21 protein-coding genes, 1 tRNA gene and 1 pseudogene are annotated in these 25,783 nt (G+C 73.9%); 14 read left to right on the forward strand and 9 right to left on the reverse strand.

Annotation, left to right across the window (positions count from 1 at the left end; genetic code table 11):
- Positions 1 to 127: 127 nt before the first annotated feature.
- Positions 128 to 922 carry a hypothetical protein gene (locus BLV24_RS09415; RefSeq protein WP_092680888.1) on the forward strand — a complete coding sequence of 265 codons (795 nt, stop codon included), beginning with the start codon at positions 128 to 130 and terminating at the stop codon, positions 920 to 922.
- Between the two features lie 46 nt (positions 923 to 968).
- Here BLV24_RS09415 and BLV24_RS09420 read toward each other — a convergent pair whose 3' ends face one another.
- On the reverse strand, positions 969 to 2,384 hold the full coding sequence (locus BLV24_RS09420) for a Glu/Leu/Phe/Val family dehydrogenase (RefSeq protein ID WP_092680890.1): 1,416 nt from the start codon (positions 2,382 to 2,384) through the stop codon (positions 969 to 971).
- A gap of 242 nt (positions 2,385 to 2,626) precedes the next feature.
- Positions 2,627 to 5,236: an ATP-dependent helicase HrpB gene (gene hrpB, locus BLV24_RS09425; RefSeq protein ID WP_092680892.1), complete on the reverse strand. Its 2,610-nt coding sequence runs from the start codon at positions 5,234 to 5,236 to the stop codon at positions 2,627 to 2,629.
- Between the two features lie 250 nt (positions 5,237 to 5,486).
- On the opposite strand from hrpB, the gene BLV24_RS09430 reads away from it, so the two are divergent.
- The 3 genes from BLV24_RS09430 to BLV24_RS09440 all read left to right on the forward strand — a co-directional run bounded on the left by BLV24_RS09430 (position 5,487) and on the right by BLV24_RS09440 (position 8,402).
- Positions 5,487 to 5,987: a VOC family protein gene (locus BLV24_RS09430; protein ID WP_218133377.1), complete on the forward strand. Its 501-nt coding sequence runs from the start codon at positions 5,487 to 5,489 to the stop codon at positions 5,985 to 5,987.
- A gap of 248 nt (positions 5,988 to 6,235) precedes the next feature.
- Positions 6,236 to 7,642, forward strand: a complete 1,407-nt coding sequence (gene leuC / locus BLV24_RS09435; RefSeq protein ID WP_092680894.1) for a 3-isopropylmalate dehydratase large subunit — start codon at positions 6,236 to 6,238, stop codon at positions 7,640 to 7,642.
- Positions 7,643 to 7,844: 202 nt separating this feature from the next.
- Positions 7,845 to 8,402, forward strand: coding sequence for a restriction endonuclease (locus BLV24_RS09440; RefSeq protein ID WP_092680896.1), 558 nt, complete (start codon positions 7,845 to 7,847; stop codon positions 8,400 to 8,402).
- A 153-nt stretch (positions 8,403 to 8,555) separates the two neighbouring features.
- On the opposite strand, the gene BLV24_RS09445 is transcribed toward BLV24_RS09440, so the two are convergent.
- The 6 genes from BLV24_RS09445 to hslV form a co-directional block, all read right to left on the reverse strand.
- A complete protein-coding gene (locus BLV24_RS09445; protein WP_092680899.1) occupies positions 8,556 to 8,882 on the reverse strand; it encodes a hypothetical protein in 327 nt (108 codons plus the stop codon).
- On the reverse strand, positions 8,879 to 10,186 hold the full coding sequence (locus BLV24_RS09450; RefSeq protein WP_092680901.1) for an MFS transporter: 1,308 nt from the start codon (positions 10,184 to 10,186) through the stop codon (positions 8,879 to 8,881). Before BLV24_RS09450 ends, BLV24_RS09445 begins: the two co-directional genes overlap by 4 nt.
- A gap of 465 nt (positions 10,187 to 10,651) precedes the next feature.
- Positions 10,652 to 12,166 carry a cytochrome P450 gene (locus tag BLV24_RS09455; protein WP_092680903.1) on the reverse strand — a complete coding sequence of 505 codons (1,515 nt, stop codon included), beginning with the start codon at positions 12,164 to 12,166 and terminating at the stop codon, positions 10,652 to 10,654.
- Between the two features lie 527 nt (positions 12,167 to 12,693).
- Positions 12,694 to 13,995, reverse strand: a complete 1,302-nt coding sequence (gene hslU / locus BLV24_RS09460) for an ATP-dependent protease ATPase subunit HslU (RefSeq protein WP_092680905.1) — start codon at positions 13,993 to 13,995, stop codon at positions 12,694 to 12,696.
- Positions 13,992 to 15,116 carry a hypothetical protein gene (locus tag BLV24_RS09465; RefSeq protein ID WP_092680907.1) on the reverse strand — a complete coding sequence of 375 codons (1,125 nt, stop codon included), beginning with the start codon at positions 15,114 to 15,116 and terminating at the stop codon, positions 13,992 to 13,994. Before BLV24_RS09465 ends, hslU begins: the two co-directional genes overlap by 4 nt.
- The gene (gene hslV / locus BLV24_RS09470) at positions 15,106 to 15,663 is read right to left on the reverse strand and encodes an ATP-dependent protease subunit HslV (RefSeq protein ID WP_092680909.1); all 558 of its coding nucleotides are present in this window, start codon (positions 15,661 to 15,663) and stop codon (positions 15,106 to 15,108) included. Before hslV ends, BLV24_RS09465 begins: the two co-directional genes overlap by 11 nt.
- A gap of 489 nt (positions 15,664 to 16,152) precedes the next feature.
- Here hslV and BLV24_RS09475 point away from each other — a divergent pair, with 489 nt between their 5' ends.
- The 10 genes from BLV24_RS09475 (at position 16,153) to BLV24_RS09520 (ending at position 24,926) form a co-directional block, all read left to right on the forward strand.
- Positions 16,153 to 17,409, forward strand: a complete 1,257-nt coding sequence (locus tag BLV24_RS09475) for a glycerate kinase type-2 family protein (protein WP_092680911.1) — start codon at positions 16,153 to 16,155, stop codon at positions 17,407 to 17,409.
- 459 nt (positions 17,410 to 17,868) lie between these two features.
- Complete coding sequence (locus tag BLV24_RS09480) at positions 17,869 to 19,095, forward strand: argininosuccinate synthase (protein ID WP_092680913.1); 1,227 nt, start codon at positions 17,869 to 17,871, stop codon at positions 19,093 to 19,095.
- Between the two features lie 198 nt (positions 19,096 to 19,293).
- Positions 19,294 to 20,067: an N-formylglutamate amidohydrolase gene (locus BLV24_RS09485; RefSeq protein WP_245710474.1), complete on the forward strand. Its 774-nt coding sequence runs from the start codon at positions 19,294 to 19,296 to the stop codon at positions 20,065 to 20,067.
- An 88-nt stretch (positions 20,068 to 20,155) separates the two neighbouring features.
- Entirely contained in the window at positions 20,156 to 20,476 is a 321-nt protein-coding gene (locus BLV24_RS09490; protein WP_092680917.1) for a DUF1244 domain-containing protein, read from the forward strand.
- 615 nt (positions 20,477 to 21,091) lie between these two features.
- A complete protein-coding gene (gene hisB / locus BLV24_RS09495) occupies positions 21,092 to 21,679 on the forward strand; it encodes an imidazoleglycerol-phosphate dehydratase HisB (protein ID WP_092680919.1) in 588 nt (195 codons plus the stop codon).
- Entirely contained in the window at positions 21,676 to 22,314 is a 639-nt protein-coding gene (gene hisH, locus BLV24_RS09500; protein ID WP_092680921.1) for an imidazole glycerol phosphate synthase subunit HisH, read from the forward strand. Before hisB ends, hisH begins: the two co-directional genes overlap by 4 nt.
- A gap of 250 nt (positions 22,315 to 22,564) precedes the next feature.
- The gene (gene hisA, locus BLV24_RS09505; protein ID WP_092680924.1) at positions 22,565 to 23,287 is read left to right on the forward strand and encodes a 1-(5-phosphoribosyl)-5-[(5-phosphoribosylamino)methylideneamino]imidazole-4-carboxamide isomerase; all 723 of its coding nucleotides are present in this window, start codon (positions 22,565 to 22,567) and stop codon (positions 23,285 to 23,287) included.
- Positions 23,288 to 23,535: 248 nt separating this feature from the next.
- Positions 23,536 to 24,297 (forward strand): imidazole glycerol phosphate synthase subunit HisF, encoded by a 762-nt coding sequence (hisF, locus tag BLV24_RS09510; RefSeq protein WP_092680926.1) that lies wholly within the window; start codon positions 23,536 to 23,538, stop codon positions 24,295 to 24,297.
- Positions 24,298 to 24,416: 119 nt separating this feature from the next.
- Positions 24,417 to 24,734, forward strand: coding sequence for a phosphoribosyl-ATP diphosphatase (locus BLV24_RS09515; RefSeq protein ID WP_092681060.1), 318 nt, complete (start codon positions 24,417 to 24,419; stop codon positions 24,732 to 24,734).
- 115 nt (positions 24,735 to 24,849) lie between these two features.
- Positions 24,850 to 24,926: transfer RNA gene (locus tag BLV24_RS09520), tRNA-Arg, on the forward strand.
- Positions 24,927 to 25,091: 165 nt separating this feature from the next.
- Here the strand turns inward: BLV24_RS09520 and BLV24_RS23025 are convergent.
- Positions 25,092 to 25,610, reverse strand: a pseudogene (locus BLV24_RS23025) (hypothetical protein); the annotation flags it as partial.
- Between the last annotated feature and the right edge of the window lie 173 nt (positions 25,611 to 25,783).

Below are 25,783 nucleotides of genomic sequence, written 5' to 3' on the forward strand. Positions count from 1 at the left end.
AGACAAGCCGCCGCGGCGAGGCGCCCGTTTTCCTGCTGCGGCGACGCCAGGACCAAGGTAAGGTTCCCGCTGTTCCGTTTGCTTGCGCCCCGCCACCTGTATGCGGGGCTTTTGGAAGGAGGCATCGATGCGCATCGCCTTGCGCCTCGCCTTGTTCGCGTTCGCGTTCGTTGTCCCCGGAATCGCCCTCGGCGGTTCCGTTTCGCCGCTGGACGGCCCGCCGGCGATCGCCGTCGCGGCGCCTGAAACCCTGGCCTCGCCGCTCTCCGCCGACTTTCCCCAGACCCTTGTGCGCGCGCCGCGGATCACCCCCGTCCGAATCGAGGCGCTGGCCGACGTCAGCGCCATCCCCCAGGCTCTGCGCGACACCGCCGCCCCGGACCCGGAACGCGCGGCGCTGAGCCGGGCGGTGGAGTCCTCGGACCTGCTGGGCCCGCGCGAGCCGTTTATGGCGCGGATCAGCGGCGGCCCGCAGGTCGAAAGCCTGATCGCGCAACTGCTGGCCAACGCGCCGGCGGCGCTGCTGCGCACGTTGCAGGCGGGACGGCTGGACCCGATCGCCACCGGCCGCGCGGCCCAGGCGGCCGAGACAGGGCTGAACGCCCGCGTCCCCGACGACCTGGCCAACCAGCCGCCCCTGCCCGGGACGCCCAACCGCGAGGCCGCGCGCGACACGCAGACCGAGAGCGTCGACGCCCGCGCCGTGCTGATCGGCGTGGCGGTGCTGCTGGCGCTGGCCGTGGCCATGGCGGTGGTGCTGCGCCGGCCCGGCGCGAAGCCGCGCCTCCGGTCCTATCGCGATCGGTCGAAACCCGGGCGCGTGGTGGGCCCCAACGCCCGCCCGCCGGGCATGCGCGCGCCGTTCGTCTCGCAATCCGCCGCCATCGTCGGCCCCGCGCCCGAGGCCGGGACGCCCGGCTGACCCGGGGGCCGAAGCCCGCCCTGCGGCGAGGGGCGCGCCCCTCGCCTCAAAGCCCCATGGCGCGGTAGCTGGCGGCGATCCGCTCGATCGACACCAGATAGGCGGCGATGCGCAGGTCGGGGACCTCGGGGCGCGCGCGCCAGATCTCCCGCATCTCCTGATAGCCTTCGCGCATCGTGTCATCGAGGCCGGAGCGGACGAATTCCAGCTCTCCCGCCCCCTTGAGATAGGCCTGCTTGAAGCCGTCGGAGAGGCCGTCGCCCAGCCGCTCCAGCTCATCCACCAGCATCTGGTGGCGGGCTTCCTCGCGCCGCCGCTCCATGCGGCCGAAGCGGATGTGGCTGAGGTTCTTGACCCATTCGAAATAGCTGACCGTGACCCCGCCGGCATTGGCGAAGAGGTCGGGGATGATCACGCAGCCGCGGGCGCGCAGGATCTCGTCCGCCCCGGCGGTGACGGGGCCGTTGGCGGCCTCCACGATCAGGGGCGCGCGGATGCGGGCGGCGTTGCCGAGATGGATCGCGCCCTCGAACGCGGCGGGGATGAGGATGTCGCATTCCGTCTCCAGCGCCGCGGCGCCGTCGGGGGAGACCCGGCCGTCGGGAAACCCTCCGACCCCGCCGGTGGCGGTGATATGCGCCTTCAGCGCCACGATGGGCAGGCCGTCGGGATTGTGGACGGCGCCGTCGCGCTCGATCACCGTGGTGATCTTGCAGCCGTCCTCCTCCGACAGGAAGCGGGCGGTGTGGTAGCCGACATTGCCCAGCCCCTGCACCACCACCCGCTTGCCGCCCAGTCCGGGGGTGAGGCCGGCTTCGGCCACGTCCTCCGCGTGCCGGAAGAACTCACGCAGGGCGTATTGAATGCCGCGGCCGGTGGCCTCGGTCCGGCCGCGGATACCGCCCATGGAGGTCGGCTTGCCGGTCACGCAGGCGCGGGCGTTGATGTCGGTGGTGGCCATGCGGCGATACTGGTCGGCGATCCAGGCCATCTCCCGCTCCGACGTGCCCATGTCGGGGGCCGGGACGTTCTGGGAGGGGTGGATCAGGTCGCGCTTGATCAGCTCGTAGGCGAAGCGACGGGTGATGCGCTCCAGCTCCTCCTCCGTCCAGTCGAGCGGGTCGATGCAAAGCCCCCCCTTGGAGCCGCCGAAAGGCGCTTTCACCAGCGCGCATTTGAAGGTCATCAGGGCGGCCAGCGCCTCGACCTCATCCTGGTTGACCGAGAGCGCGTAGCGGATGCCCCCCTTGACCGGCTCCAGATGCTCGGAATGCACGGCGCGATAGCCGGTGAAGGTGTGCATGGCCCCGCGCAGGCGCACCCCGAAGCGGACGATATAGGTGGAGTTGCAGACCCTTATCTTCTCCTGCAACCCTGGGGAGAGGTCCATAAGCGCGGCGGCGCGGTTGAACATCAGCTCCACCGACTGGCGGAAGCCCGGCTCCGTGGAAAAGTCTCTCATGGCTGCGTTTCCTCGCCCCGGACGAATGTCCTCCGCGAAGGCGCGGCGGGCCGAGTTCGGAAACGCGGTCGGTTTCGCGGTCGGGGCCGACGCTGCGCGGGGTCCGCGAGGTCCGGTCCCGCGGGTCTCGATGCTGCCCGCTCATGGTTTACGGAATGTGAAGGAGGCGCAACCCGAGCGCGATCACGATGCGTTACGCCGGGTATCAGGGGCGTGTTCAGGCGACCGTATCAGGTCGCGCGTCAGGTCCCGCGCGGCTTGGCGCGCTGGGTGGGCTCGGCCTCCCACGGGGCGTCGGGCCAGGGGTGGCGCAGGTAGCGACCGCGCAGGTCGCGGCGCACGTCGGCATAGGCGCCGCGCCAGAAGCCGGGAAGGTCCCGGGTGGTCGCCGCCGGGCGCCTTGCGGGGGAGAGCAGGTCGAGCAGCAGGGGCGTGTCGCCGGCGGCGGTGCGCAGCGACGGGTGACGGTCGAGGCCGTAAAGCTCCTGGATGCGCACCGAGATGGCGGGCGGATCGCGGTCGTAGTCGATGGGACAGCGCGTGCCCGTGGGCGCGGTCCAGGCGCCCGGCGCGGCGCGGTCCAGCGCCTGCCGCGCCTCCCAGTCCAGCCCGCCTTCGAGAATGGCGGCGAGGTCCAGCCCCGCGAGGTCGTTCACCCCGCGCATTTTCCCCAGGAACGGGGTCAGCCACTGGTCGAGGGAGGCGATGAGGCCTTCGTCCGACCAGTCGGGAAGGGTTTCTCCATGGCCGCGGGCGAAGGCGGCGCGGGCGCGCAGCCGGGCGGCGGCGCGGGACCAGGGCAGGCAGGCGAGGCCCAGCGCCCGGACGCCCTCGGCCATGGCGGCGGCGCGGGCGTCTTCCGGGGCCTCGGGCCAGGGGCGGTCGTCGAGCGCGAGGGCGCCGAACATGCGCCGGCGGCGGGCCAGCACGGCGCGGTCGCGGGGGGACCATTCGCAGGTGTTCTCAGAGCGGATCCGGTCGCCGAACAGGTCTTCGAGGTCGGAGGCGGCGAGCGGAGCGGCGCGGCGGATGCGGGCTTCGCGCGGGTCGCCGTCGGTATCGGCCACGGCGAGCAGGCGCGGGGCGGCGAGCGGGTCGCCGGCCTCCAGCCGCGCGCCCTTGCCGCCGGACAGCAGGTAGCGCGCGCCCTGCCCTTCCGCGCCCCCGGGGCGGCGCAGGGCGATGCGGTCCGGGTAGGCGCGGGCGGCGTGGCGGGCGAGGGTCGCGGGGTCGAAGCGCGCGGGGCGGCCCGGTTGCGGGGCCTTGCGGCCGGCGGCCCGGGCGGCGGCGGCGGCGAGACGGCGGGCGGCCTCGCGCAGCGCCTCGATGCGGCCGCGGTCGGGCGGGGCGCCGGCGCGCTCACGCGCGTAGCGGGCCGGGTCGCGCAGGGCCTCGATGCGCAGCGCGAGGTCGGCGGGGGCGCGGGCGGAGAGCGGGTCGCGCTCCTCCAGCACCGCGGCGAGCTCGGCGGCGAGCGCCGGGTCCTCGCCGGTCTCCAGCGCGCGCAGCATCATGTGGGCGAGCCGCGGATGGGCGGGCAGCGCCGACAGCGCGCGCCCATGGGCGGTGATCCGCCCGCCCCCGTCCAGCGCGCCGAGCCCGGCCAGCAGGTCGCGCGCCATGGTCAGCGCGGCGGGGGGCGGGGGGTCGAGGAAGGGCATCGCCTCCGGCTCCGCCCCCCAGACGGCGCATTCGAGCACGAGGGCGGCGAGGTCGGCCTCGGCGATCTCCGGGGACGGATGGGCGGCGAGCGCGCCTTCCTCCCCCCTCGTCCACAGGCGGAAGCAGACGCCCGGCTCCAGCCGTCCGGCGCGGCCGCGGCGCTGCTCGGCCTCGGCGCGGGTGACGGGGGTGGTGACGAGCCGCTGCATGCCGGAGGCCGGGTCGAAGCGGGCGCGCCGCGCGAGGCCGCCGTCGATGACCACCCGCACGCCCTCGACGGTCAGCGAGGTCTCCGCGATGGCGGTGGCGAGCACCAGTTTGCGCCCCCCCGGCGCGAGGGCTGCGCGTTGGTCGGCAAGCGGCATCGAGCCATGGAGGCGGCGCAGCTCCATCCCCTTGGGCAGGCGGCCGGAGAGATTGCGGGCCACCCGCTCGATCTCCCCCACGCCCGGCAGAAAGGCCAGCGCCGAGCCGGGTTCGGCCGCCACCGCCTCCGCGATCAGGTCGGCCATGGCGTCCTCGAACCGGGGGCCGCGGCCGCGGCCGGGAGGCGTGCGCCAGGCGCGGGGGAGCCAGCGGGTTTCGACCGGGTATGCCCGCCCCTGCGAGGCGATGACGGGGGCGGAGAGGTGCTCCGCCAGCCGCCCCGTCTCCAGCGTCGCGGACATGGCGAGCAGGCGCAGGTCGGGGCGCAGCGCGGCGCGGATCTCCAGCGCCAGCGCGAGGCCGAGATCGGCGGTCAGGGCGCGCTCGTGGATCTCGTCGAAGATCAGGCAGGCGACGCCGGGGAGTTCGGGATCCGACTGGATCATGCGGGTGAGCACGCCCTCGGTGACCACCTCGATGCGGGCGCCGGGGCGGGAGTCGCCCCGGATGCGGTAGCCGACGGAGGCGCCGGGGGACTCGCCCAGCAGGGAGGCGAGCCGGTCGGCGGCGGCGCGGGCGGCGACGCGGCGGGGTTCGAGCATGACGATGCGGCCGCCCTCGGGGCCGGTCGCCCAGGGCTCCGCGGCCAGCGCCAGCGGGACCAGCGTGGTCTTGCCGGCGCCCGGCGGGGCCTGGAGCACCGCGACCCCCGCCCCCGCCATCGCCGCGCGCAGCTCGGGCAGCGCAGCCTCCACGGGCAGACCCTGGGAGGGCACGCCCGGGGCGATGGGGAGCGGGATGGGGGGGGAGGTGTCGGGCGGCATGGGGCTCCGGCGGGGATATGGGCGGGGATATGGGCGGGGGGCCTCTCTCCCTAGCCCCGCGCCGACGCGCTGTCACCCGCGGCCCCCGGCGACCCGCGCCGACGAAGGCCGCGCGCCGCGGGCGCCCGGGTTCCGCAGGCGCGACCGGGGCGCGGCGCCTCCCCCCCCTCGCGGCGATTGCCGCCCTCCGCCCGCGCCGCTACCCCTGTCCCACCCGGCGCCACGACCGGGAGCACAGGGAGGCGGCGACATGGCGCCCGAAACGCCCCGGATGATGTGGGGGCATATCAACATCAACGTCTCGGACCTCGACCGGGCGCGGGCGTTCTACGCGCTGCTGGGCTTCACCGAGTATCGGGCCGGCATCCCTTATCTGGGGCTTGAGGACGGAGCCGAGCCGCGCCCCCTTCCCCCCCAATGCGCCGAGGCGCTGGGGGTTCCGCCGGGCGCGACCGGACGGGCCTGCATCCTGGAGCTGGGCGGCGGCTATCCGAAGCTGGATCTGACCGAGTTCCGCGGGCTGGCGGCGCGACCGCCGCTGGAGACGTCCGATCTCGGCGTGGCGCGGATCTGCCTGGGGACCCGCGACCTGGCGGCGGAGCACGCCCGGCTGTCCGCGGCGGGGGTCGCCTTCGTCTCGCCCCCCCGGGAATGTCCCGAGGGGATGGCGAAGATCGCGCTGGCCCGCGACCCGGACGGGACGCTCATCGAGCTGATCGAGGTGGTCCGCGACCGCTGGCCGGCCCCGTGACCCCGCGGATCGCCGCCCCCTCCGGCCCCGCCGCCGCCGAATCCGGCTTGCGACCAAGCGCCGCCGGGCATAGGTTCCGCGGCATGTCCGGACCCTTCGTCATATCCGATCGCGCCCGCCTGCCCTGGCGGTTCTACGCGCGGCTCGCCGAGCTCCCCCTTCGAGGCTGAGCCCGCATGCCCGCGCGCGCCCGCGCCGCCGGCCGATGACGCCTCCCCCGCGACGACCCCAATTCCGGAGACCATCCGATGTCCGCCCCCAAAACGCTGTATGACAAGATCTGGGACGCCCACCTGGTGAACCAGGCCGAGGACGGCACCTGTCTGATCTATATCGACCGGCACCTGGTCCACGAAGTGACGTCCCCCCAGGCCTTCGAGGGCCTGCGCATGGCCGGCCGCAAGGTCCGCCGCCCCGACGCGACCGTGGCCGTGCCCGACCATAACGTGCCCACCACGCTCGACCGCGCCAAGGGCATCGAGAACGAGGAAAGCCGCATCCAGGTCGAGGCGCTGGAGAAGAACGCCAAGGAAAACGGCATCACCTATTACGGCGTGGACGACGTGCGTCAGGGCATCGTCCACATCATCGGGCCGGAGCAGGGCTGGACCCAGCCCGGCATGACCATCGTGTGCGGCGACAGCCACACCGCGACGCATGGCGCCTTCGGGTCGCTGGCGCACGGGATCGGCACGTCGGAGGTCGAGCATGTGCTCGCCACCCAGACGCTGATCCAGCGCAAGGCCAAGAACATGCTGGTGAAGGTGGAGGGCGAGCTGCCCCCCGGCGTCACCGCCAAGGACATCACGCTGACCATCATCGGCAGGACCGGCACCGCCGGCGGCACCGGCTACGTCATCGAATACGCGGGCTCGGCGATCCGCGCGCTGTCGATGGAAGGCCGCATGACCCTGTGCAACATGGCGATCGAGGGCGGCGCCCGCGCGGGTCTGGTCGCCCCGGACGAGAAGACCTTCGCCTATGTCATGGGCCGGCCGCACGCCCCCAAGGGCGCGGCCTGGGAGCAGGCGCTGGACTACTGGAAGACCCTCTATTCCGACGACGGCGCCCATTACGACAAGATCATCGAGATCGACGCTTCCGAGATCGCGCCGGTGGTGACCTGGGGCACCTCGCCCGAGGACGTTCTGCCGATCACCGCCGCGGTCCCCGCGCCCGGCGACTTCGCCGGCGGCAAGGTCGACGCGGTTCAGCGCTCGCTGGACTACATGGGTCTGACGGCGGGAACCAGGCTGTCGGATATCGAGATCGACGCGGTGTTCATCGGGTCCTGCACCAACGGCCGCATCGAGGATCTGCGCGAAGTCGCGAAGGTGATGGAGGGCCGCAAGGTCAAGGACGGCCTGCGGGCGATGATCGTGCCGGGCTCGGGCCTGGTGCGCGCGCAGGCGGAGGAGGAGGGCATCGCCCAGAAGCTCATCGACGCGGGCTTCGAATGGCGGATGGCCGGCTGCTCCATGTGCCTGGCGATGAACCCGGACCAGCTGGCGCCGGGGGAGCGCTGCGCCTCGACCTCGAACCGCAATTTCGAGGGCCGTCAGGGCCGCGGCGGCCGCACCCACCTGCTGAGCCCGGCCATGGCCGCGGCCGCGGCGGTGACCGGCAAGCTGACCGACGTGCGCGACCTGGTCTGAGGCCGCGCCCGCGGATCCGACGCAGGAAAGGGCGGCCCCCGGGCCGCCCTTTTCGCATTCCGGCGCCCGGACCGGGAGCGAGCGGCCGCCTCTGACCTGGCGAGGTCTCGCCGGGACCGGAGCGGCTGCAACCGGGCTGCGCGGGCGGCGGCGCTCCCCCTGCCGAAGGCGCCTGCGCGGGCGACGCAGCGCGCCATGGGCCATGTTCTCGAAGTCGGCCCTGCCGGGGATCCGCTTGGCGATCACCCGGCTCCGGGTCTCGGCCCAGGTCGAGGAGACCGCCGGGGATCTCATCCTCAAACGTCTGAAATCAGGCCGGACGCATTATCGGTTCGAGCATCATCGTTTCGAGCATTTCGGGGCGCATCCGCTGACCTGCATGGGGTATCACGCACGGGTCACCAAGGCCTCGGGCGACGGCCGGGTGGACGTGATCGCGCATCGCGACGAGCTGGGCTTCGAGCCGCCGATCATCAAGGTGCAGGTGAAGCAGGTTCTGGACCAGATCGGCCGGCCCGCGGTGCAGCAGCTGCATGGCGCGATCGAGACCGGCGAGCATGGGCTGTTCGAGACGCTGGGCGGGTTCACCAACGACGCGCGGGTGTTCGAGCGCAGCAAACCGAACCTGCGGCTGGTCGATGGCGATGCGCTCATCGCCTTGATCTACAATCACTATCACAAGTTCGAGCCGCGCTGGCAGCGGCTGATCCCGCTGCGGCGGGTGTATATTCCCGGCGGCGGCGCGGCCTCGGAGGACTGAGCGCCCTCGCCCCGCCTCGCGCCTCACCGCCACCGCGCCCCGTCATGCCTCGCGCGGCCCGCGGCCGCGTCCCGCTGCGGGGACGGCCGGGCGGGGCGATGGGGCGCGCAGCGACCCGAGGGCCGCCCGCGACGTCCCCCGCCGCCCGAAACTTCAGCCCCGAAGACGGCGCGCGTTGCTGCGCACCCGCACGGCCACCGGCTCGGTCGCGTCGTAAAGCGCGTGCTCGGGCGTCGCCCCGGAGGCCAGGGCCAGCGCCGCCGCCTCGATCCCCCGCGTGAAGGCGGTGTGCTTTTCCGTGACCATCCGCATGGCCTCTTCCGTGGTCATCGACCCGGTCATCATCATCATGGACCGCCGCGCGATGACCTCGGCCGAAGCGACCGCCGTCTCCGTCTGCTGGGTCCACAGGTCCGTCCAGATCCGCCACGGGCCCAGAGGATCCGCCTTCTTGCTTCGTCCGCCCGACCGCTTGTTCATTTCACCCTTTCCAAGAGGTCGGGATCACGTCCCGCCCTCCGATCCACCCACCGGAACACGCCGGCCATCAGAAGACTGTATAACGACATTCCTGACAATTGGGTTTCCAATCCGACTCCTGCGTCGATGAGCATACCTGACAATCCAGGGCCCAGCGCCGTCGCGAAGACCATGACCGAGGCCGCCGCCGCCCGGATCGCGCCCAGGTGGCGGGTCCCGTAGATCTCGGGCCACCAGGCCCCGGCGACCGCGGACCCGTAGCCCTGCATGGCCCCCATCAGCGCCATGATCGCCGCCGCGGCGGCCAGCCCCTGCCCGAAGGACGCCGCGCCGAGCGCCAGCGCCAGCAGCAGCGGCCAGGCGGGCGCCGCGCGGCGCGCCCCCACCCGGTCCACGATCCAGCCGCCGAGGAAGGTCATCGGGATCGCCGCGGCGACGTAGAGCGGGAACAGCGCCACGAACTGGGCGAGCGTCCAGCCCTTGATGTCGGCCAGATGCGCCTGCTGGAAGAAGAAGGCGGTGGAGAACACCGGCTGCGCGAGGAAGGCGGGGAAGGTGGCGATGAACAGCCAGTGCCGCAGCGCCTGCGGCCGGGTCCAGTGGCGGCCGCCGAGGCCTGGGGTCTCGGAGGCCGCGCCGGGGGCGCCCGGACGCCGCTCGCGCCGCAGCCAGAGCGGGGCGAGGGGCGCGAGGGCCAGCGCCAGGCAGGCCGCCGCGATCCAGCCGCCGCGCCAGCCCACCAGCCCGGTCAGCGCCACGAAGCCCAGCGGCAGCAGCGCCTCGCCGACCGCGATGCCGAGCCCGGCGATGGCCACGGCGCGGCCGCGGCGGCGGGCGAACCAGCGCCCCATGCAGACCATGGCGGTGTGGTAGAGCATCCCCTGCCCGAAGAGCCGCAGCAGGAACACCGCGCCGACCAGGGCGGCGGCGACGGGCGAGGCGGCCATGACCAGGCAGGCCCCGGCCAGCAGGGCCATCAGCGCGCCGGCCAGCCGCCCGGCGCGGACCCGATCGGCGAGCCCGCCGGCCCAGAGCATGGTGGCGGCGGAGGCGAGGGTGCCCAGCGTGTAGATCCCGCCCCATTCGCCATGGCTGAGCCCGAACTCGCCCCGGATCTCGCCGGCCGAGAGCGAGATGAAGAAGGTCTGCCCGAAGGAGGACGCGAAGGTCATCAGCGCCCCGGCCCCCAACCAGCGGGCGTTGGCGGAGAGGAAGCCGCCGAGCCCGCCCTCGATATCGCCCGCGGGCCCGGAGGCGTCCTGCGCGGCCGGTCGGGAGGGCGGAGATGCGGGCGGCGTGAGCATGGGCTTACTGACCACGCACCCGGCCGGAAGGCGAGCCCTCACGCGTCGGGGGAGGCGCCGCGTCGAGGCCGCGCCCGGTTGCGCCGAAGCGCCCGCGGCGCGGGGCGGCGGCGGCGCGGGTCGAGAGGGCGGAGGCGGGAGGGCGAAGGCAGGAAGCCGACCCGCCGGGCGGGGATTCGGGACCGGTCGCGCTTGAGCGGGGCTTGCGCGGCGCCCCGACCCTCCGGGACCCGCGGGGCGATCCGCGGTCTTCGCTCGGCGCGGGGGCCCTGGCGGGATGCGGAGGCAGGGCCGTCCGGGGAGCGTCCGGGATCCGGGCCCTGGCGGGCTGGGATCTGCCGGGGGACGGTCGCCCCTCCCCGCCCCCTGCCCGCAGTCGAGACGCCCCCGGCGACATGCCCAGGAAAGGGGACGGCCGGGCGGGGCGATGCGGAGCGCAGCGGAGCGAGGGCCGCGCGCGCCGGCCTAGCCCTCCGCCGCGCGGCGCAGAGCGACATGCAGGCGCACGGGCGCCTTGGTGCGCAGGGTGATCTTGCCCAGCGGGTCGGGCGGCGGGCCGGCGGGGCTGAGGCGCAGGTCGGGCAGCGCGCGGGCCAGAACCATCAGCCCCTCCAGCCGCGCCAGCGCAAGGCCGACGCAGATCCGCGGCCCCGCCCCGAAGGGGATATGCGCGAAGGGGTGCCGGCCGGTCTTCGCATCGCCCAGGAAGCGCCCCGGGTCGAACTTGCCCGGCGCCTCCCACAGGCGCGCGTTGCGGTGGATGAGCCCGATCACCACCTGCATGCGGGCGCCGGCGGGGATCTCCAGGTCCTCGAACCGGTCGGCCTCGATCGCCTGTCGCCCGACGGTGAAGGCCGGCGGGTAGAGGCGCAGGATCTCGTCATAGGCGGCGGGAAGCTCCGCCGCCGCCTTGGCTCCGGCGGGGTCCAGCGGCGCGCCCGCGGCCTCGGCCGCCGCCCCCGCGACGCCGGCCAGGCGGTCCTGCCACACGGGCTCCCGCGACAGCCGGTCGAGGCCCCAGACCAGCGACAGGGCCGTGGTCTCGTGCCCGGCGGCGAAGAGGGTCAGCACCTCGTTGCGGATGGCGCCGCGGTCGAGCAGGGCGCCGGTCTCCTCGTCGCGGGCATGGACCAGGATGTCGAGCAGGTCGGGGGAATCGGGCTCTCCCGCCCCGTCCGCCCGCCGCGCGAGACGGGCGTCGATCAGCGGCAGCAGCCAGGCGTCGAGCGCCTCCAGCGCCTCCATCGCCGCCTTGCGGGACCGGCGCGGCGCCCATTTCCCCAGCCCCATCACGTCGGCGAAGGGCGGCGAGCCGGCATCGGTGATGGTGATGTCCATGAGCCGGCCGATGCGCGCCGTCTCCTCGCCCATGTCCGAGGAGAAGAACGCCTCCATCGCCACCCGCATGGCGAGTTCGGAGACCTCGGCGCTGAGGTCGATCTCGCCGCCCTGCGGGGAGGCTCCGGCGACGGCGCGCCAGCGGTCCAGCATGGCCTCCACATGGCGGGCCACGATGTCCTCGACCCCGCGGATGGCGCGGGCGTTGAAGGCGGGCGAGATCAGGCGGCGGCGCTGACGCCAGGCGGGGCCGTCCAGCGTCAGGCTGGAGGCGCCGAGGAATTTCGCGAAGACGATATCGTAGAAGCGGCCCTTCACGTAGTTGCCGGCGTTGGCCTGGAGGACGTGGCGGGCGAGGTCGGGGTCGTTGATGGTGATGACGACCTCGGGCCCGACGCGGGTGGCGTGCCAGCGGCGATGGGCGAGGTCCGGATGCACCATGTCCAGCAGGTTGCGCGAGGCGCGGCGGATGGTGCGGATGGTGTTGATCCGGCGCAGGAGGCGCGAGGAGGCCAGCCGCTCCAGCGAGGGCGGCGGGCTGTCGGGCAGGTAGAGCATGTCGCGTTCCAGCAGCGCGCGCTCGGCCGGGGTCTCGGTCCAGAGCGGGGCCGGGGCGGGTTTGGGCGCGGCGGCGTCGGTCATGGGGCGGGTCCTTCGCTGGCGCGGGGCATGCGCATGGTGGCGCAGCCTATGCGCGCGGCGTGCCGCATGTCACGCCGCCTGCGCCCCGTGTCCCGCGCCCCGTGTCCCGTGTCCCGTGTCCCGCCTCCCGCGCCGGGCGGTCGCCGCGCGGCGTGACGGCTGAGCGGCCCGCGACGCGCGCGGGGATCGGCGTCGGGCCGAAGGTCGGCCGGATCGCAGGCGCCGCGTCCAGGGCGCGCGGGCTGCACCGGGGCGCCCGCGGCGCGCGGAGATGTGGCGCCAGGGCGCGAGCGGCGAGGGGCCCGCGACCTCGGCGGACCCAGCTTTCCCCCAGCGTGGGAGAGGGGCGGCTCGCGGCAGGCGGGCGAAACGGATGGGAGGGCGCGGCGCGCCGGGTTCCGCCCCGCCGGAAGCCCGGGCGACGCAGGCTCCGCCGGGCGCAGGAGCGGGGACGGCCGGGCGGGGCGATGCGGAGCGCAGCGAAGCGAGGGCCGCCCGCGCCGCCCCTGCGAACCCGAAGCCCCGGCTCAGAGCACGTAGCGGCTCATGTCCGTGGACCTGGCCAGCGAGGCGACGCGGGCCTCGACATAGGCCCGGTCGATCTCCACGGCCTGGCCGTCGCGGTCGGGGGCCTCGAAGCTCAGCTCCTCGAACACCCGCTCCAGGATGGTGTAGAGGCGCCGGGCGCCGATATTCTCCACCGTCCGATTCACCTCCGCCGCGATCTCGGCCAGCGCCGCCACGCCGCTTTCGGCGAAGGTCACGGTCACGCCCTCGGTCGCCAGCAGGGCGGTGTACTGGCCGGTCAGCGCGTTGTCGGTCTCGGTCAGGATGCGCACGAAATCGGCCTCGGTCAGCGCGCCCAGCTCCACCCGGATCGGCAGACGGCCCTGCAGTTCCGGCAGCAGGTCCGAGGGCTTGGCGACGTGGAACGCCCCCGAGGCGATGAACAGCACATGGTCGGTCTTCACCGGCCCGTGCTTGGTGGAAACCGTCGTGCCCTCGATCAGCGGCAGCAGATCGCGCTGCACGCCTTCGCGGGAGACGTCGGCCCCCCGGGCGCCCTCACGCGCGCAGACCTTGTCGATCTCGTCGAGGAAGACGATGCCCGACTGCTCCACCGCCTCGACCGCATCGCGGGTGACGCGTTCCTGGTCCACGAGCTTGTCGGCCTCCTCGGCGATCAGCAGGTCATGGCTGTCGCGGACCTTGACCTTGCGCTTCCTGGTGCGCCCGCCCATCGCCTTGCCGAAGATCGCGCCCAGATCCGCCATCTGCCCTGGCTGCTGGCCGGGAATGTCGAACATGGCCAGCGGGTTGGACTGGTCGGAGACCTCGATCTCGATCTCGGTGTCGTCCAGCTCCCCCGCCCGCAGCTTGCGGCGGAACATCTCCCGCGTGCCCTCGCGCGAGCCGGGGCCGGTGAGCGCGTCGAGCACGCGCTCCTCCGCCGCCTGGTGGGCGCGGGCCTGCATCTCCTCGCGCCGCTGCTCGCGGACCATGACGATGGCGGATTCCACCAGGTCGCGCACGATCTGCTCCACGTCGCGGCCGACATAGCCGACCTCGGTGAACTTGGTGGCCTCGACCTTCAGGAAGGGCGCGCGGGCGAGCTTCGCCAGCCGGCGGCTGATCTCGGTCTTGCCGACGCCGGTCGGCCCGATCATCAGGATGTTCTTGGGGGTGACCTCGGGCTGCATCTCGGCGGGCAGGCGGCGGCGGCGCCAGCGGGCGCGCAGGGCCACCGCGACGGCGCGCTTGGCGTCGGCCTGGCCGATGATGAAGCGGTCGAGCTCCGAGACGATCTCGCGCGGGGTCAGGTCGGTCATAGAGGGGTCTCCGGGAGGTTCGGCGTCCAGGGCGGCAGGCGGTCCTTGCCGGGGAAATCGGGCAGCGCCCGCATCAGGAGGGCGCGCAGGCCGGTCCAGCCGGCGCCGAGGCCCACCACGGCGGCGCCCAGCAGCATCAGCCCGCCGGCCGGCCCCAGCGTCGCGGCCTGGGCGACGCCCCAGACCATGGAGGCGAGATAGGCCGCCGCCGCCAGCAGCAGCGAGCGACGGTCGAGCGCCAGCGCGAGGCCGGCCAGCGCCGCCAGGAACAGGCCCATGGCGGCGCCCGAGGCGGGGCCGGGATCGCGCAGCAGCGACAGGGCGACGGTGTTGACGATGGCGGGCCCGGCGGCGAGGTGCAGCCAGAACCCGCAGGCGGAAAGCCGCGTGACCCGGTGCGGGTCGCGCAGGTCGAAGGACAGCGCCAGCGCGAAGCAGGCCAGCCCGAAGACCAGCGTGGCGATGGCGAAGGCCGAGGAGGCGCCGAGGTCGAACAGCGCCTCGATCCCGCCGCCCTCGATCACCTGGATGGCGACCGCGTCGATGTCGATGATCAGCGCGCTCATCAACGCCGCGTAGGCCGCGAGCGCGGCGAGGAACAGCGCGAAGGGCAGGCGGAAGCGCAGGAAGAAGGCGATCGCGGCGGCGCCGGCTGCGGCCGAGGCGAGGCCGCCCTGCAGGGCCAGCGCCCCGTGCCCGACCATGGGCGCGAAGCCGGCGGCGGCTATGGCGGCGGAGGCCGCGAAGCCGATGGCGAGCAGCAGGCTGGGCAGCGTCATGCGGCGGATGCGGGTGAGATACTCGGCCAGCGCCCAGGACCCGGCCATGCCCAGCAGGCCCGGCCCGGCGTCCCCGAAGGCGAGGCCGAGCAGCCACAGCCCCAGGCCCAGCGCCGCGACGCCGACCGCCACGAAGACGTCGTTGAGGCCGCGGAACAGCTCGAACGGCTCGTCGCCGACCCGCGCGCGCAGACCGCGGCGGGACTGGCCGAGGGCGGCGAGCCGCACGGCCTGCGCCTCGGTCACCAGCCCGGCGCCGACGGCGGCGCGCAGGTCGCCGGCGTTCAGAACGGCGTCGGAGGGGGGCGCGTCCGGAGCGGTCGGCGCGGCGTCAGGCGGCAATGGATTCCACCGTCAGGTTGCCGTTGGTGTAGACGCAGATATCGGCGGCGATGGCCATGGCGGCGCGGGCCACGGCCTCGGCGTCCAGATCCGTCTCCATCAGCCCGCGGGCGGCGGCGAGCGCGAAATTCCCGCCCGAGCCGATGGCGGCCACGTCATGCTCGGGCTCCAGCACATCGCCGGCGCCGGTGATGACGAACAGCTGGGCGCCGTCGGTGACGATCAGCATGGCCTCGAGATTTCGCAGGTACTTGTCGGTGCGCCAGTCCTTGGCGAGGTCGACGCAGGCGCGCAGAAGCTGGCCGGGCTGGGCTTCGAGCTTGGTCTCCAGCCGCTCCAGCAGGGTGAAGGCGTCGGCGGTGGAGCCGGCGAAGCCCGCCACCACTTCCTGGCCGCCGGGGGCGAGGCGGCGGACCTTGCGGGCCGAGCCCTTGATGACGGTCTGGCCGAGGCTGACCTGGCCGTCGCCGGCGACGACGACGCGGCCGCCGCGGCGCACCGCGAGGATGGTGGTGCCGTGCCAGCCGGGGAAGGTGTCGTCGCTCATGGGTCTCCGCCTTGCTTGGTGATGGGGTTCGGATGGGGCGTTGCGGCTCGGCCCGCATATAGGGAAGCGGGGGCGGGGACGCCACCCGGGGGGGCGGTCGGGGCGGGGCGCGCGCCGGCCGGCCAGTTCCACCGGGGGCGCGCGGAACGGACCCCGGGCGAGCGCTCGGACCATGGCCGGGACTCGGGAGCGAGCCCGTTCGAGGGCGCGCCCGGTGGAGCGTCGGGCCGGGGCCGGGAGATCCACGCTCGCCGCCGCTCCCCGGCCCCGGCGACCCGAGACCTCGCCGCCCGCGCCTTCGTCGCAGCGCGCCGCGGGCGCCCGGGCGCCGCCGGGCGCTTCAGCGGACGCGGCGCCCCCGCCCTGCCTCCGCCCCGGCCCTCGCCCCCGCTCCCGCCGCGCCCGCCCTTGCGCCCGCCCGCCCGCGACGCGACACTGCCCGCTCCACAACGGCCCGGGCGCCCGCCCCAGGCCGAAACCGGAGGACCCATGGACCCGCGCGCCCTGCTCGGCACCCTGTTCCGCGCCGCCCTCGACGCCGCCGGACCGGAAGGCCGCTACGCCCCCCTCCCCTCCCCCCCGCGCGGCCGCACCCTGGTGCTGGGCGCCGGCAAGGCCGCCGCCCGCATGGCCGCCGCCTTCGAGGACGCGTGGGAGGCCCATGCCGGCGCCCTGCCCGAGGGCCTCGTGGTCACCCGCCGCGGCCATGGCGCGCCCACCCGCGCCATCGAGGTCGCCGAGGCCTCCCACCCCGTCCCCGACGCCGCCGGAGAGACCGCCGCCCGCCGCATCCTGGCGCTGGCGGCCGAGGCCGGGCCCGACGACCTGGTGGTGTTCCTGATGTCGGGCGGCGCCTCGGCCCTGCTGGCGGCGCCGGCGGCGGGGGTGAGCCTGGGCGACAAGCAGGCGATCGGGCGGGCGCTGCTGCGCTCCGGCGCGCCGATCGACGAGATGAACCGGGTGCGCCAGGCGCTGTCCGCGGTGAAGGGCGGGCGGCTGGCCGCGGTCGCCGGGGCGCGGGGCGCGGCCTGCGTGACCTGGGCGATCTCGGACGTGCCCGGCGACGCGCCGGCGGTGATCGGCTCGGGCCCCACGGTCCCTCTGCCCGAAGGCGAGGCGCCCGAGGCCATCCTCGCCCGGCGCGGGGTGGCCCTGCCGGACCACCTGGCGGAGGCCATGGCCGCGAACCCGGCCCCGGCGCTCGCCCCCCAGGACTTCCGGATGCTCGCCACCCCGCAAATGGCGCTGGAGGCCGCCGCCGCCGCCGCGCGCAAGGCCGGGCTGACCCCGTTGATCCTGGGCGATTCCCTCGAAGGCGAGGCCCGCGAGGTCGCCACGGTCATGGCCGGCATCGCCCGTCAGGTCCTGCGCCACGGCCAGCCCGCGGCGCGGCCCTGCGTGCTGCTCTCGGGCGGGGAGACCACGGTGACGGTGCGCGGCGACGGGCGGGGTGGGCGCAACGCGGAGTTCCTGCTGGCCCTCGCGCTGGCGCTGGGCGAGGATCTTGCGGGCGGCGGCATCCACGCGCTGGCCGCCGATACCGACGGCATCGACGGGGTGGAGACCAATGCCGGCGCGATGATCGGCCCCGACACCCGCGCCCGGGCCGCGACGCTGGGCCTGAACCTGCGCCAGCAGCTGGACGCCAACGACGCCTTCTCGGCCTTCGAGGCGCTGGGCGACCTGGTGACCACTGGCCCGACCCTGACCAATGTCAACGATTTCAGGGCGATCCTGATACCGTAGGCCGGCGCCCTGACCGCGCCGAGAGACGTCGACCGCCTCAAGGCCCGCGCAGCGTCCGGCCCGGCCCAGCCCGGCCTCGAGGCGGACGAAGGCTCGCCTCACGCTCCCGCAAGGCCGGCTTCCGGGCCTTCTCGGCGCAACGGCGCTCTGGCCCGCCACACGCGCCCGGCCCGCCGGTCACCGGGTCGGCCGCCGCCCGCTCCCCTCTCCCCCACCGGGGAGAGGGACAGGGAGAGGGGCGCCCCGAAGGCCGCCTGCGGCCGCAGACATGGGCTTGCCCCGCAAGGGGCGCCGCCGGGCTGCCCGCCCGCGCCGAAACGCGCTCCGGCTTGAACCCGCCGCGCCCGCGCGCTATGCGCGGGGCCGACCCCGCGGGGTCGCGCGTCCGGGGCCCTGCGCCCCGGCCCGGCCCCGCTCCCGATCCCGGCCCCTCGCCCGGCCTGACCCGAGAGCCCGCCCATGTCCGCCCCCAAGAAAGTCGTCCTGGCCTATTCCGGCGGCCTCGACACCTCGATCATCCTCAAATGGCTGGAGGTCGAATACGGCTGCGAGGTGGTGACCTTCACCGCCGATCTCGGCCAGGGCGAGGAGCTGGAGCCGGCGCGCGCCAAGGCCGAGCTGCTGGGCATCAAGCCCGAGAACATCTTCATCGAGGACGTGCGCGAGGAATTCGTGCGCGATTTCGTCTTCCCCATGTTCCGCGCCAACGCGGTCTATGAGGGGCTGTATCTGCTCGGCACCTCCATCGCCCGCCCGCTGATCTCCAAGCGCCTGGTGGAGATCGCCGAGATGACCGGCGCCGACGCCGTGGCCCACGGGGCCACCGGCAAGGGCAACGACCAGGTGCGGTTCGAGCTGTCGGCCTATGCGCTGAACCCCGACATCAAGGTGATCGCGCCCTGGCGGCTGTGGGACCTGACCTCGCGCACCTCGCTGATCGCCTGGGCCGAGAAGCACCAGGTGCCGGTGCCCACCGACAAGCGCAACGAGGCCCCGTTCTCGGTCGACGCGAACCTTCTGCACACCTCGTCGGAGGGCAAGGTGCTGGAGGATCCGGCGGTGGACGCGCCCGATTACGTCTACCAGCGCACCGTGAACCCCGAGGACGCGCCCGACGCGCCCGAGTTCATCGAGGTGGGCTTCGAGGCCGGCGACGCCGTGTCGATCAACGGCGAGGCGATGAGCCCCGCCACCGTCCTGACCGCGCTGAACGACTACGGCCGCAAGCATGGCATCGGCCGGCTCGACCTGGTGGAGGGCCGCTTCGTGGGCATGAAGTCCCGCGGCATCTACGAGACGCCGGGCGGGACCATCCTGCTGATGGCGCATCGCGGGATCGAGCAGATCACGCTCGACCGCGGCGCGGCGCATCTCAAGGACGAGCTGATGCCCCGCTACGCGGAGCTGATCTACAACGGCTTCTGGTTCTCGCCCGAGCGGGAGATGCTGCAGGCGGCCATCGACCATTCCCAGACCCATGTCTGCGGGACGGTGCGGCTGAAGCTCTACAAGGGCTCGGTCAACGTGGTGGGGCGGTGGTCGGAGCGGTCGCTCTATTCCGAGGCGCATGTGACCTTCGAGGACGACGCCGGCGCCTATGACCAGAAGGACGCCCAGGGCTTCATCCAGCTCAACGCCCTGCGCCTGAAGCTGCTGGCCTCGCGGGAGCGCAAGCTGAAAGGCTGAGGCCCCGCCGGCGGGGGTCGGGGACGCCGCGCCCCGACCGGGCGCCCGGCCGCGCCCGCTCGCCTGCGCGGCGGGTCGACGGGGGCGCGGGCGTCGCCGTCGACCCGCCCCGCCGGTCGGGACGGGACGGAGGGCGCGCCCGCCCTTGCCCCGCGGCGCCGCGCGCCTATGCTCGCGCCCGCAACCAACGGAGCGCCCATGCCCTCGATGCAAGCCTGCGAGATCGTCGCCCCCGACGCCGATCCCACGATCCTGCTGCTCTGCGATCACGCCGCCAACACGGTGCCGGCGGAGATCAACGGCGGCGACCTCGGCCTGCCGCCCGAGGACATGGCGCGCCATATCGCCTATGACGTCGGGGCCCGCGCCGTGACCCTGGCCCTGGCCGAGCGGCTGGGCTGCCCGGCGGTGCTGTCCACCTTCTCGCGGCTGGTGATCGACCCCAACCGGGGCGAGGACGATCCGACGCTGGTGATGCGGCTCAACGACGGCTCGGTGATCCCGGCCAACCGCCATGCGGGGCCCGACGAGGTGGCGCGCAGGCTCGCCGACTGGCACCGGCCCTATCACGACGCGATCCGCGGGATCATCGACCGGGCCGAGGCGCGGGGCGTGCGGCCGGTGCTGATCTCCATGCATTCGTTCACGCCGCAATTCCGCGGCCGCCCGCCCCGGCCCTGGCATGTGAGCGTGCTGTGGGACCGGGACGAGCGGCTGCCGGCCCCGCTGCTGGGCCTGCTGCGCGAGGAAGGCGACCTGGTGGTGGGGGACAACGAGCCCTATCTCGGCGCGCTCGACGGCGACACGATGAACGTGCACGGCACCCGCCGCGGGCTGATGCACGCGCTGATCGAGATTCGCAACGACCTGATCGCCAGCCCCGAGGGCCAGGCGGTCTGGGCCGAGCGCCTGGCCCCGATCCTGCGAAATGCCGTTGAGCTGGCACTGGATCGGGACCGCGAGGGCGCCTAGATCGGGGGGAGGCGCGCCCCACCCCCGCGCCACCGCTTGCGAAGCGGGGCGGGGCGGGGCGGGGACGAGCGCCGGACTGGAGGACGCCATGGACGACGCCACACGCACCGAGCTCGAAGCCGCGCGCGAACAGCTGGAGGCCGCCGCCTTCCGCCGGCTTCTGGCGCATCTCGACGAACGCTCCGACGTGCAGAACATCGACCTGATGAACCTGGCGGGGTTCTGCCGCAACTGCCTGAGCCGCTGGTATCAGGAGGCGGCGAACGCCGAGGGCATCCCGCTGGGCAAGGAGGACGCCCGCGCGATCGTCTACGGGATGCCCTACGAGGACTGGCGCGCGAAGCACCAGACCGAGGCGGCGCCGGACCAGCAGGCCGCGTTCGAGCGGAACCGCCCCAAGGACCACTGACCGCCCCGCGCCGCGGGTCCGGAGGGGGCCGCGCGCCGATCGTCGCGCCGCTTGCCGCCGCCCCGCCCGCGCGGCGGGGCGAGACCTGCGCGGATGGCCCGGTCTCCAGCCCGCGAGACGGGCGCCCTCCCTCGCATGGCGCTGAAGACCCGCCCCCTCTCCCCGCGCAACCGCAGGTCTTCTCCCCGCAGGGCCGGCGCAAGACCGCCCTCTCCCCGCGGCCCCCACCCCGCACGGAATCCGGCGGCGGGGCTTCGGCCGGGTCAAGGCTCGCGAAGCGACCGGCGCAGCCGGCCCGGCCTTGAGGCGGCCGAAGGCGCGCATCACGCTTGCACAAGGCCCGCCTCCGGGCCGTCTCAGCAAAACGGCGCTCTTGTGCCCGCCACCCGCGAGGCCCTCGCCGATCACTGGGTCGGCGCCCCTCCCGCTCCCCTCTCCCCCGCCGGGGAGAGGGACAGGGAGAGGGGCGCCCGAAGGCCGCCTGCGGCCGCAGATATCCGAATGCCCGGAACGGGCGCCGCCGGCCTCCCCCGCCCCGCGGCCCCGCCGCCGCTTCCCTCGGCGCCGCCCGGCCGCTATACCCCCTCCCGGTCCCGAAACCCGGAGGATCCGCCCATGCGCAGCGCCCGCGTCGCCCGCAAGACCAACGAGACCGACATCACCGTCGAGATCGATCTCGACGGGACCGGCCGGCATGACTGCCGCACCGGGGTCGGGTTCTTCGACCACATGCTCGACCAGCTCGCCCGACACTCGCTCTGCGATCTCACCGTGCGCTGCGACGGGGACCTGCATATCGACGACCACCACTCGGTGGAGGACGTGGGCATCGCGCTCGGCCAGGCGCTGGCCGAGGCGGTGGGCGACAAGCGCGGGATCCGGCGTTACGGGTCCTGCCTGCTGCCGATGGACGAAGCGCTGGCCCGCGCCGCGCTGGACCTTTCGGGCCGGCCGTTCCTGGTGTGGAAAGTGGACTTCCCCACCCAGAAGATCGGGAGCTTCGACACCGAGCTGGTGCGCGAGTTCTTCACCGCCTTCGCCATGAACGCCCGCATGACGCTCAACGTCGCGATGCTGGACGGGGACAATTCCCACCACATCGCCGAAAGCGCCTTCAAGGCCGTCGCCCGCGCCCTGCGCGAGGCGCTGGAGGTCGATCCGCGGCAGGCCGGCGCGATCCCGTCGACCAAGGGGACGCTATGACCACGGCGATCATCGACTACGGCTCGGGCAACCTGCATTCGGCCGCGAAGTCCTTCGAACGGATGGCGCGGGAGACGGGGACCGGCGGGCCGATCCTGGTGACCGCGAGCGCCGCCGAAGCCGCGCGGGCCGACCGCATCGTGCTGCCCGGCGTCGGCGCCTTCGGGGATTGCCGCGAGGGGCTGAAGGCCGTCCCCGAAATGTGGGAGACGATCGAGTCCCGCGTCGCCGCCGGCACGCCCTTCCTCGGCATCTGCGTCGGCCAGCAGCTGATGGCCAGCCGGGGGCTGGAGCATGGGGCGCATGACGGGTTCGGCTGGATCGCCGGGGACGTGGACCTGATCCGGCCGTCGGATCCGGCCCTGAAGATCCCGCATATGGGCTGGAACGAGCTGGTCATCGACCGCCCGCACCCGCTGCTGGAGGGGATTTCGGACGGGGATCACGCCTATTTCGTGCATTCCTTCCACCTGACCCCCGCCGATCCCGCGACCCGCTTCGCCCATGTGGAGCATGGCGGCCCGGTGACCGCGATGATCGCGCGCGACAACATGGTCGGCACGCAGTTCCACCCGGAGAAAAGCCAGGCCACCGGCCTGCGCCTGATCGCCAACTTCCTGAGCTGGGCGCCCTGAGGGAGAGCCCCGCGCCGCCGGAGAGGGGGCGCCGCGTCAACCCGGACGCCGGCGGAACCCGGGCGCCCGCGGCGCGTCGCGGGCCGGGCGAGGGCGGAACCGTCGCCTCTTGGCCCCGGCTTGCCTTCCGCCGCCGCGCGGTCCAAATCTGCGCCGCCCGCATTCCGCCCCCGCACGCCCCCCCCGCATCAGGCCCCCGCATCAGGCCCCCGCACCAGCCCCCCGCCCGCCAATCCAGGAGACCGGCGCCATGATCCTCTACCCCGCCATCGACCTGAAGGGCGGCGCCTGCGTGCGCCTGCTGCGCGGCGACATGGAGGCGGCCACCGTCTTCAACGACGACCCGGCCGCCCAGGCCCGCGCCTTCCAGGACGCCGGCTGCGGCTGGCTGCATATCGTCGACCTCGACGGCGCCTTCGCCGGCCAGTCGGCCAACGGCGCGGCGGTCGAGGCGATCCTCGGCGCGCTGACCGTTCCCGCCCAGCTCGGCGGCGGCATCCGCGACATGGCGGGCGTCGAGGCCTGGCTGACCCGCGGCGTGGCCCGCGTCATCCTCGGCACCGCCGCGGTGCGCAACCCCGATTTCGTGAAGGAAGCCGCCCGCGCCTTCCCCGGCAAGGTGGCGGTCGGCATCGACGCCCGCGACGGCAAGGCCGCGGTGGAGGGCTGGGCCGAAACCACCGAGATCGACGCCCACGACCTCGCCCGCCGTTTCGAGGACGCCGGCGTCGCCGCCATCATCCACACCGACATCGACCGGGACGGGGCCATGGGCGGCGCCAATATCGAGGCCTCGGCGGCGCTGGCCCATGCGGTTTCGATCCCGATCATCGTCTCGGGCGGGGTGGCGTCGATGGACGACATCCGCGCCGCCAAGGCCTGCGGGGCGCCGCTGGACGGGGTGATCTCGGGCCGCGCGCTCTATGACGGGCGGCTGGACCCGGCCGAAGCCGCGGCCTTCCTCGCCGCCTGATCCCGCCCCCCCGAGGCCCGAAACGGCGCCGCTGGGCGCCACCGTATCCGCGCGCCGCGAGCGGAACCTGGCGGCGCGCGGAACCTCGACGCGGCGCCGGCCTGCGGCCCGGTCCCCCGCCCGCCCCCGTCTGACCACCGCCTGCCCCCCGACCGGCGCCCCCTGGCCCCGCGCCGCCCGGTCCCATGGAATCCCCCGCGGCAAGGCGCTATAGGGGCCGCAACCGCGCCCCCGAACGGGAATCCCCCATGCTCAAGACCCGCGTCATCCCCTGCCTCGACGTCAAGGACGGCCGCGTGGTCAAGGGCGTCAATTTCGTCGACCTCATCGACGCCGGCGACCCGGTGGAGGCCGCCCGCGCCTATGACGCCGCCGGCGCCGACGAGCTGTGCTTTCTCGACATCGCCGCCTCCCACGAAAAGCGCGGCACCATCCTCGACATCGCCGCCCGCACCGCCGAGCAATGCTTCATGCCGCTGACCATCGGCGGCGGCGTGCGCACGCCCGAGGACGTCCGCGCCCTGCTGCTGGCCGGCGCCGACAAGGTGTCGTTCAACACCGCCGCCGTGGCCGATCCCGACGTGGTCGCCCGCGCCTCCGAGAAATTCGGCGCCCAGTGCATCACCGTCGCCATCGACGCCAAGACGGTCGAGCCCGGCCGCTGGGAGATCTTCACCCATGGCGGGCGCACCCGCACCGGCATCGACGCGGTGGAGTTCGCCCTGCTCATGGAATCGAAAGGCGCGGGAGAGATCCTGCTGACCTCCATGGACCGCGACGGCACGCGGGCCGGCTACAACCTGCCCCTGACCCGCGCCATCGCCGACGCCGTGGGCATCCCGGTCATCGCCTCGGGCGGGGTCGGGACGCTCGACCATCTGGTCGAAGGGGTGACGGAGGGCCATGCCTCCGCCGTGCTGGCCGCCTCGATCTTTCATTTCGGCCACCACACCATCGGCGAGGCCAAGGCGGTGATGGCCGGGGCCGGCATCCCCGTCCGCCCCGCCTGAAATTCGCCGCTCCCGCCCCCGCCTGTTCCCCGATTTCCGCGCCGCCGATTCCGCGAGGCTCCGCCATGCCCACCAAGACCGCCCCCACCCCCGCCGGCGCCGCCGTCGCCGACACGGACCTGGCCGTGATCGCCCGGCTCGACGCCGCGATCCGCGCCCGCCGCGGGGCCGATCCCGACAGCAGCCACACCGCCCGGCTCTTCGCCAAGGGGCCGCTGAAATGCGCCCAGAAATTCGGCGAGGAAGCGGTGGAGGCGGTGATCGCCGCCTCGGTCGACGATCGCGAGGAACTGAAGCTCGAATCCGCCGACGCGCTCTATCACCTGATGGTCATGCTGGCCTCGCGCGGGCTGTCGCTGGCGGACGTGGCCCGGGTTCTGGAAGCGCGCGAGGGCGTGTCCGGCATCGCCGAGAAGGCCTCGCGCAAGAAGACCTGAGCCAGCGCGGGGGCGGGGCGCCCGGCCGGTCGGCGGGCGGACGCGCGCAGGCGCGGGCTCCCTCGTTTTCCCGCGTTGCGCCGCGCCGACGCGTAGTCTATAGACCGGCGTCGAAGCACCCGTAGCTCAGCTGGATAGAGCGCTGCCCTCCGAAGGCAGAGGTCACACGTTCGAATCGTGTCGGGTGCACCAAATCTCCCCTGTTCTCAGATACTTTATGCTGCGCCGGGATTCGCGCTGCGCCTTGTCGCCGTCCGAGAACGCCCGAGATTCAGGGGATTCCGGCACGAACTCGGTACAGCTTGGAGCGATCCAACGACATCGAGACATGCCGACGAAAGCTCCTGCGCCTGAACATCATGATCCCGAAGCGGGCGGCCGCCTCACGCATGCGGCCATGTCGCAAGACCCTCTGCCGTGGCGACTGACGGGAGATACCGGCGAATCCTCGGAGTAATGTCCGCGCAGGCCGCAGGCCTCGGCGCTCCCAACCCGCGTCCGCCTTTCCGCTCCGCGTTGCGCATAGGCCGGCGGAGGCAGCCCGAACGCGTCGCCCGAGCGCTCAATCCATACCGAAAGGATTGAGACCGTCTCGCCGGCCACGCCCGTGTGGACCTGGCATTCCCGCACCGTCGCGACACACCAGCCGAGCTTAAGAAACGCACCTCGTTTCCGGGCGTCACGAGCAACGTCCTCTCCGAACCGCCGGGACCGGAATGCGACGCGGGTCGAGGGGGTGGTCGCGAAGCGGCGCCCAGCGTGGCGATGCCAGCAGCACCCGTGGACGAAGATCACGATGCGTCGGCCGGGGATCGCGATATCGGGTTTTCCCGGCAAATCGCGGCGATGGAGGCGGAATCGGCAGCCTCGCGCATGAAGGCCCTTCGCAGCGCCATTTCAGGCCCGGTGTCCGCGGCCTCGCCACCCGCTACGTTCGCAGGCCGGACAACTGAGGTGGTCCCCGCTTCCCAGACAGGCGGCTAAGCTTGGTTCGTCGCAGATCGAGGACGAACGAGATGAAGACGAAGAGGCGGCATCACAGCGCCGCG

The organism is Albimonas donghaensis, assembly GCF_900106695.1.
GTDB lineage: Bacteria > Pseudomonadota > Alphaproteobacteria > Rhodobacterales > Rhodobacteraceae > Albimonas > Albimonas donghaensis.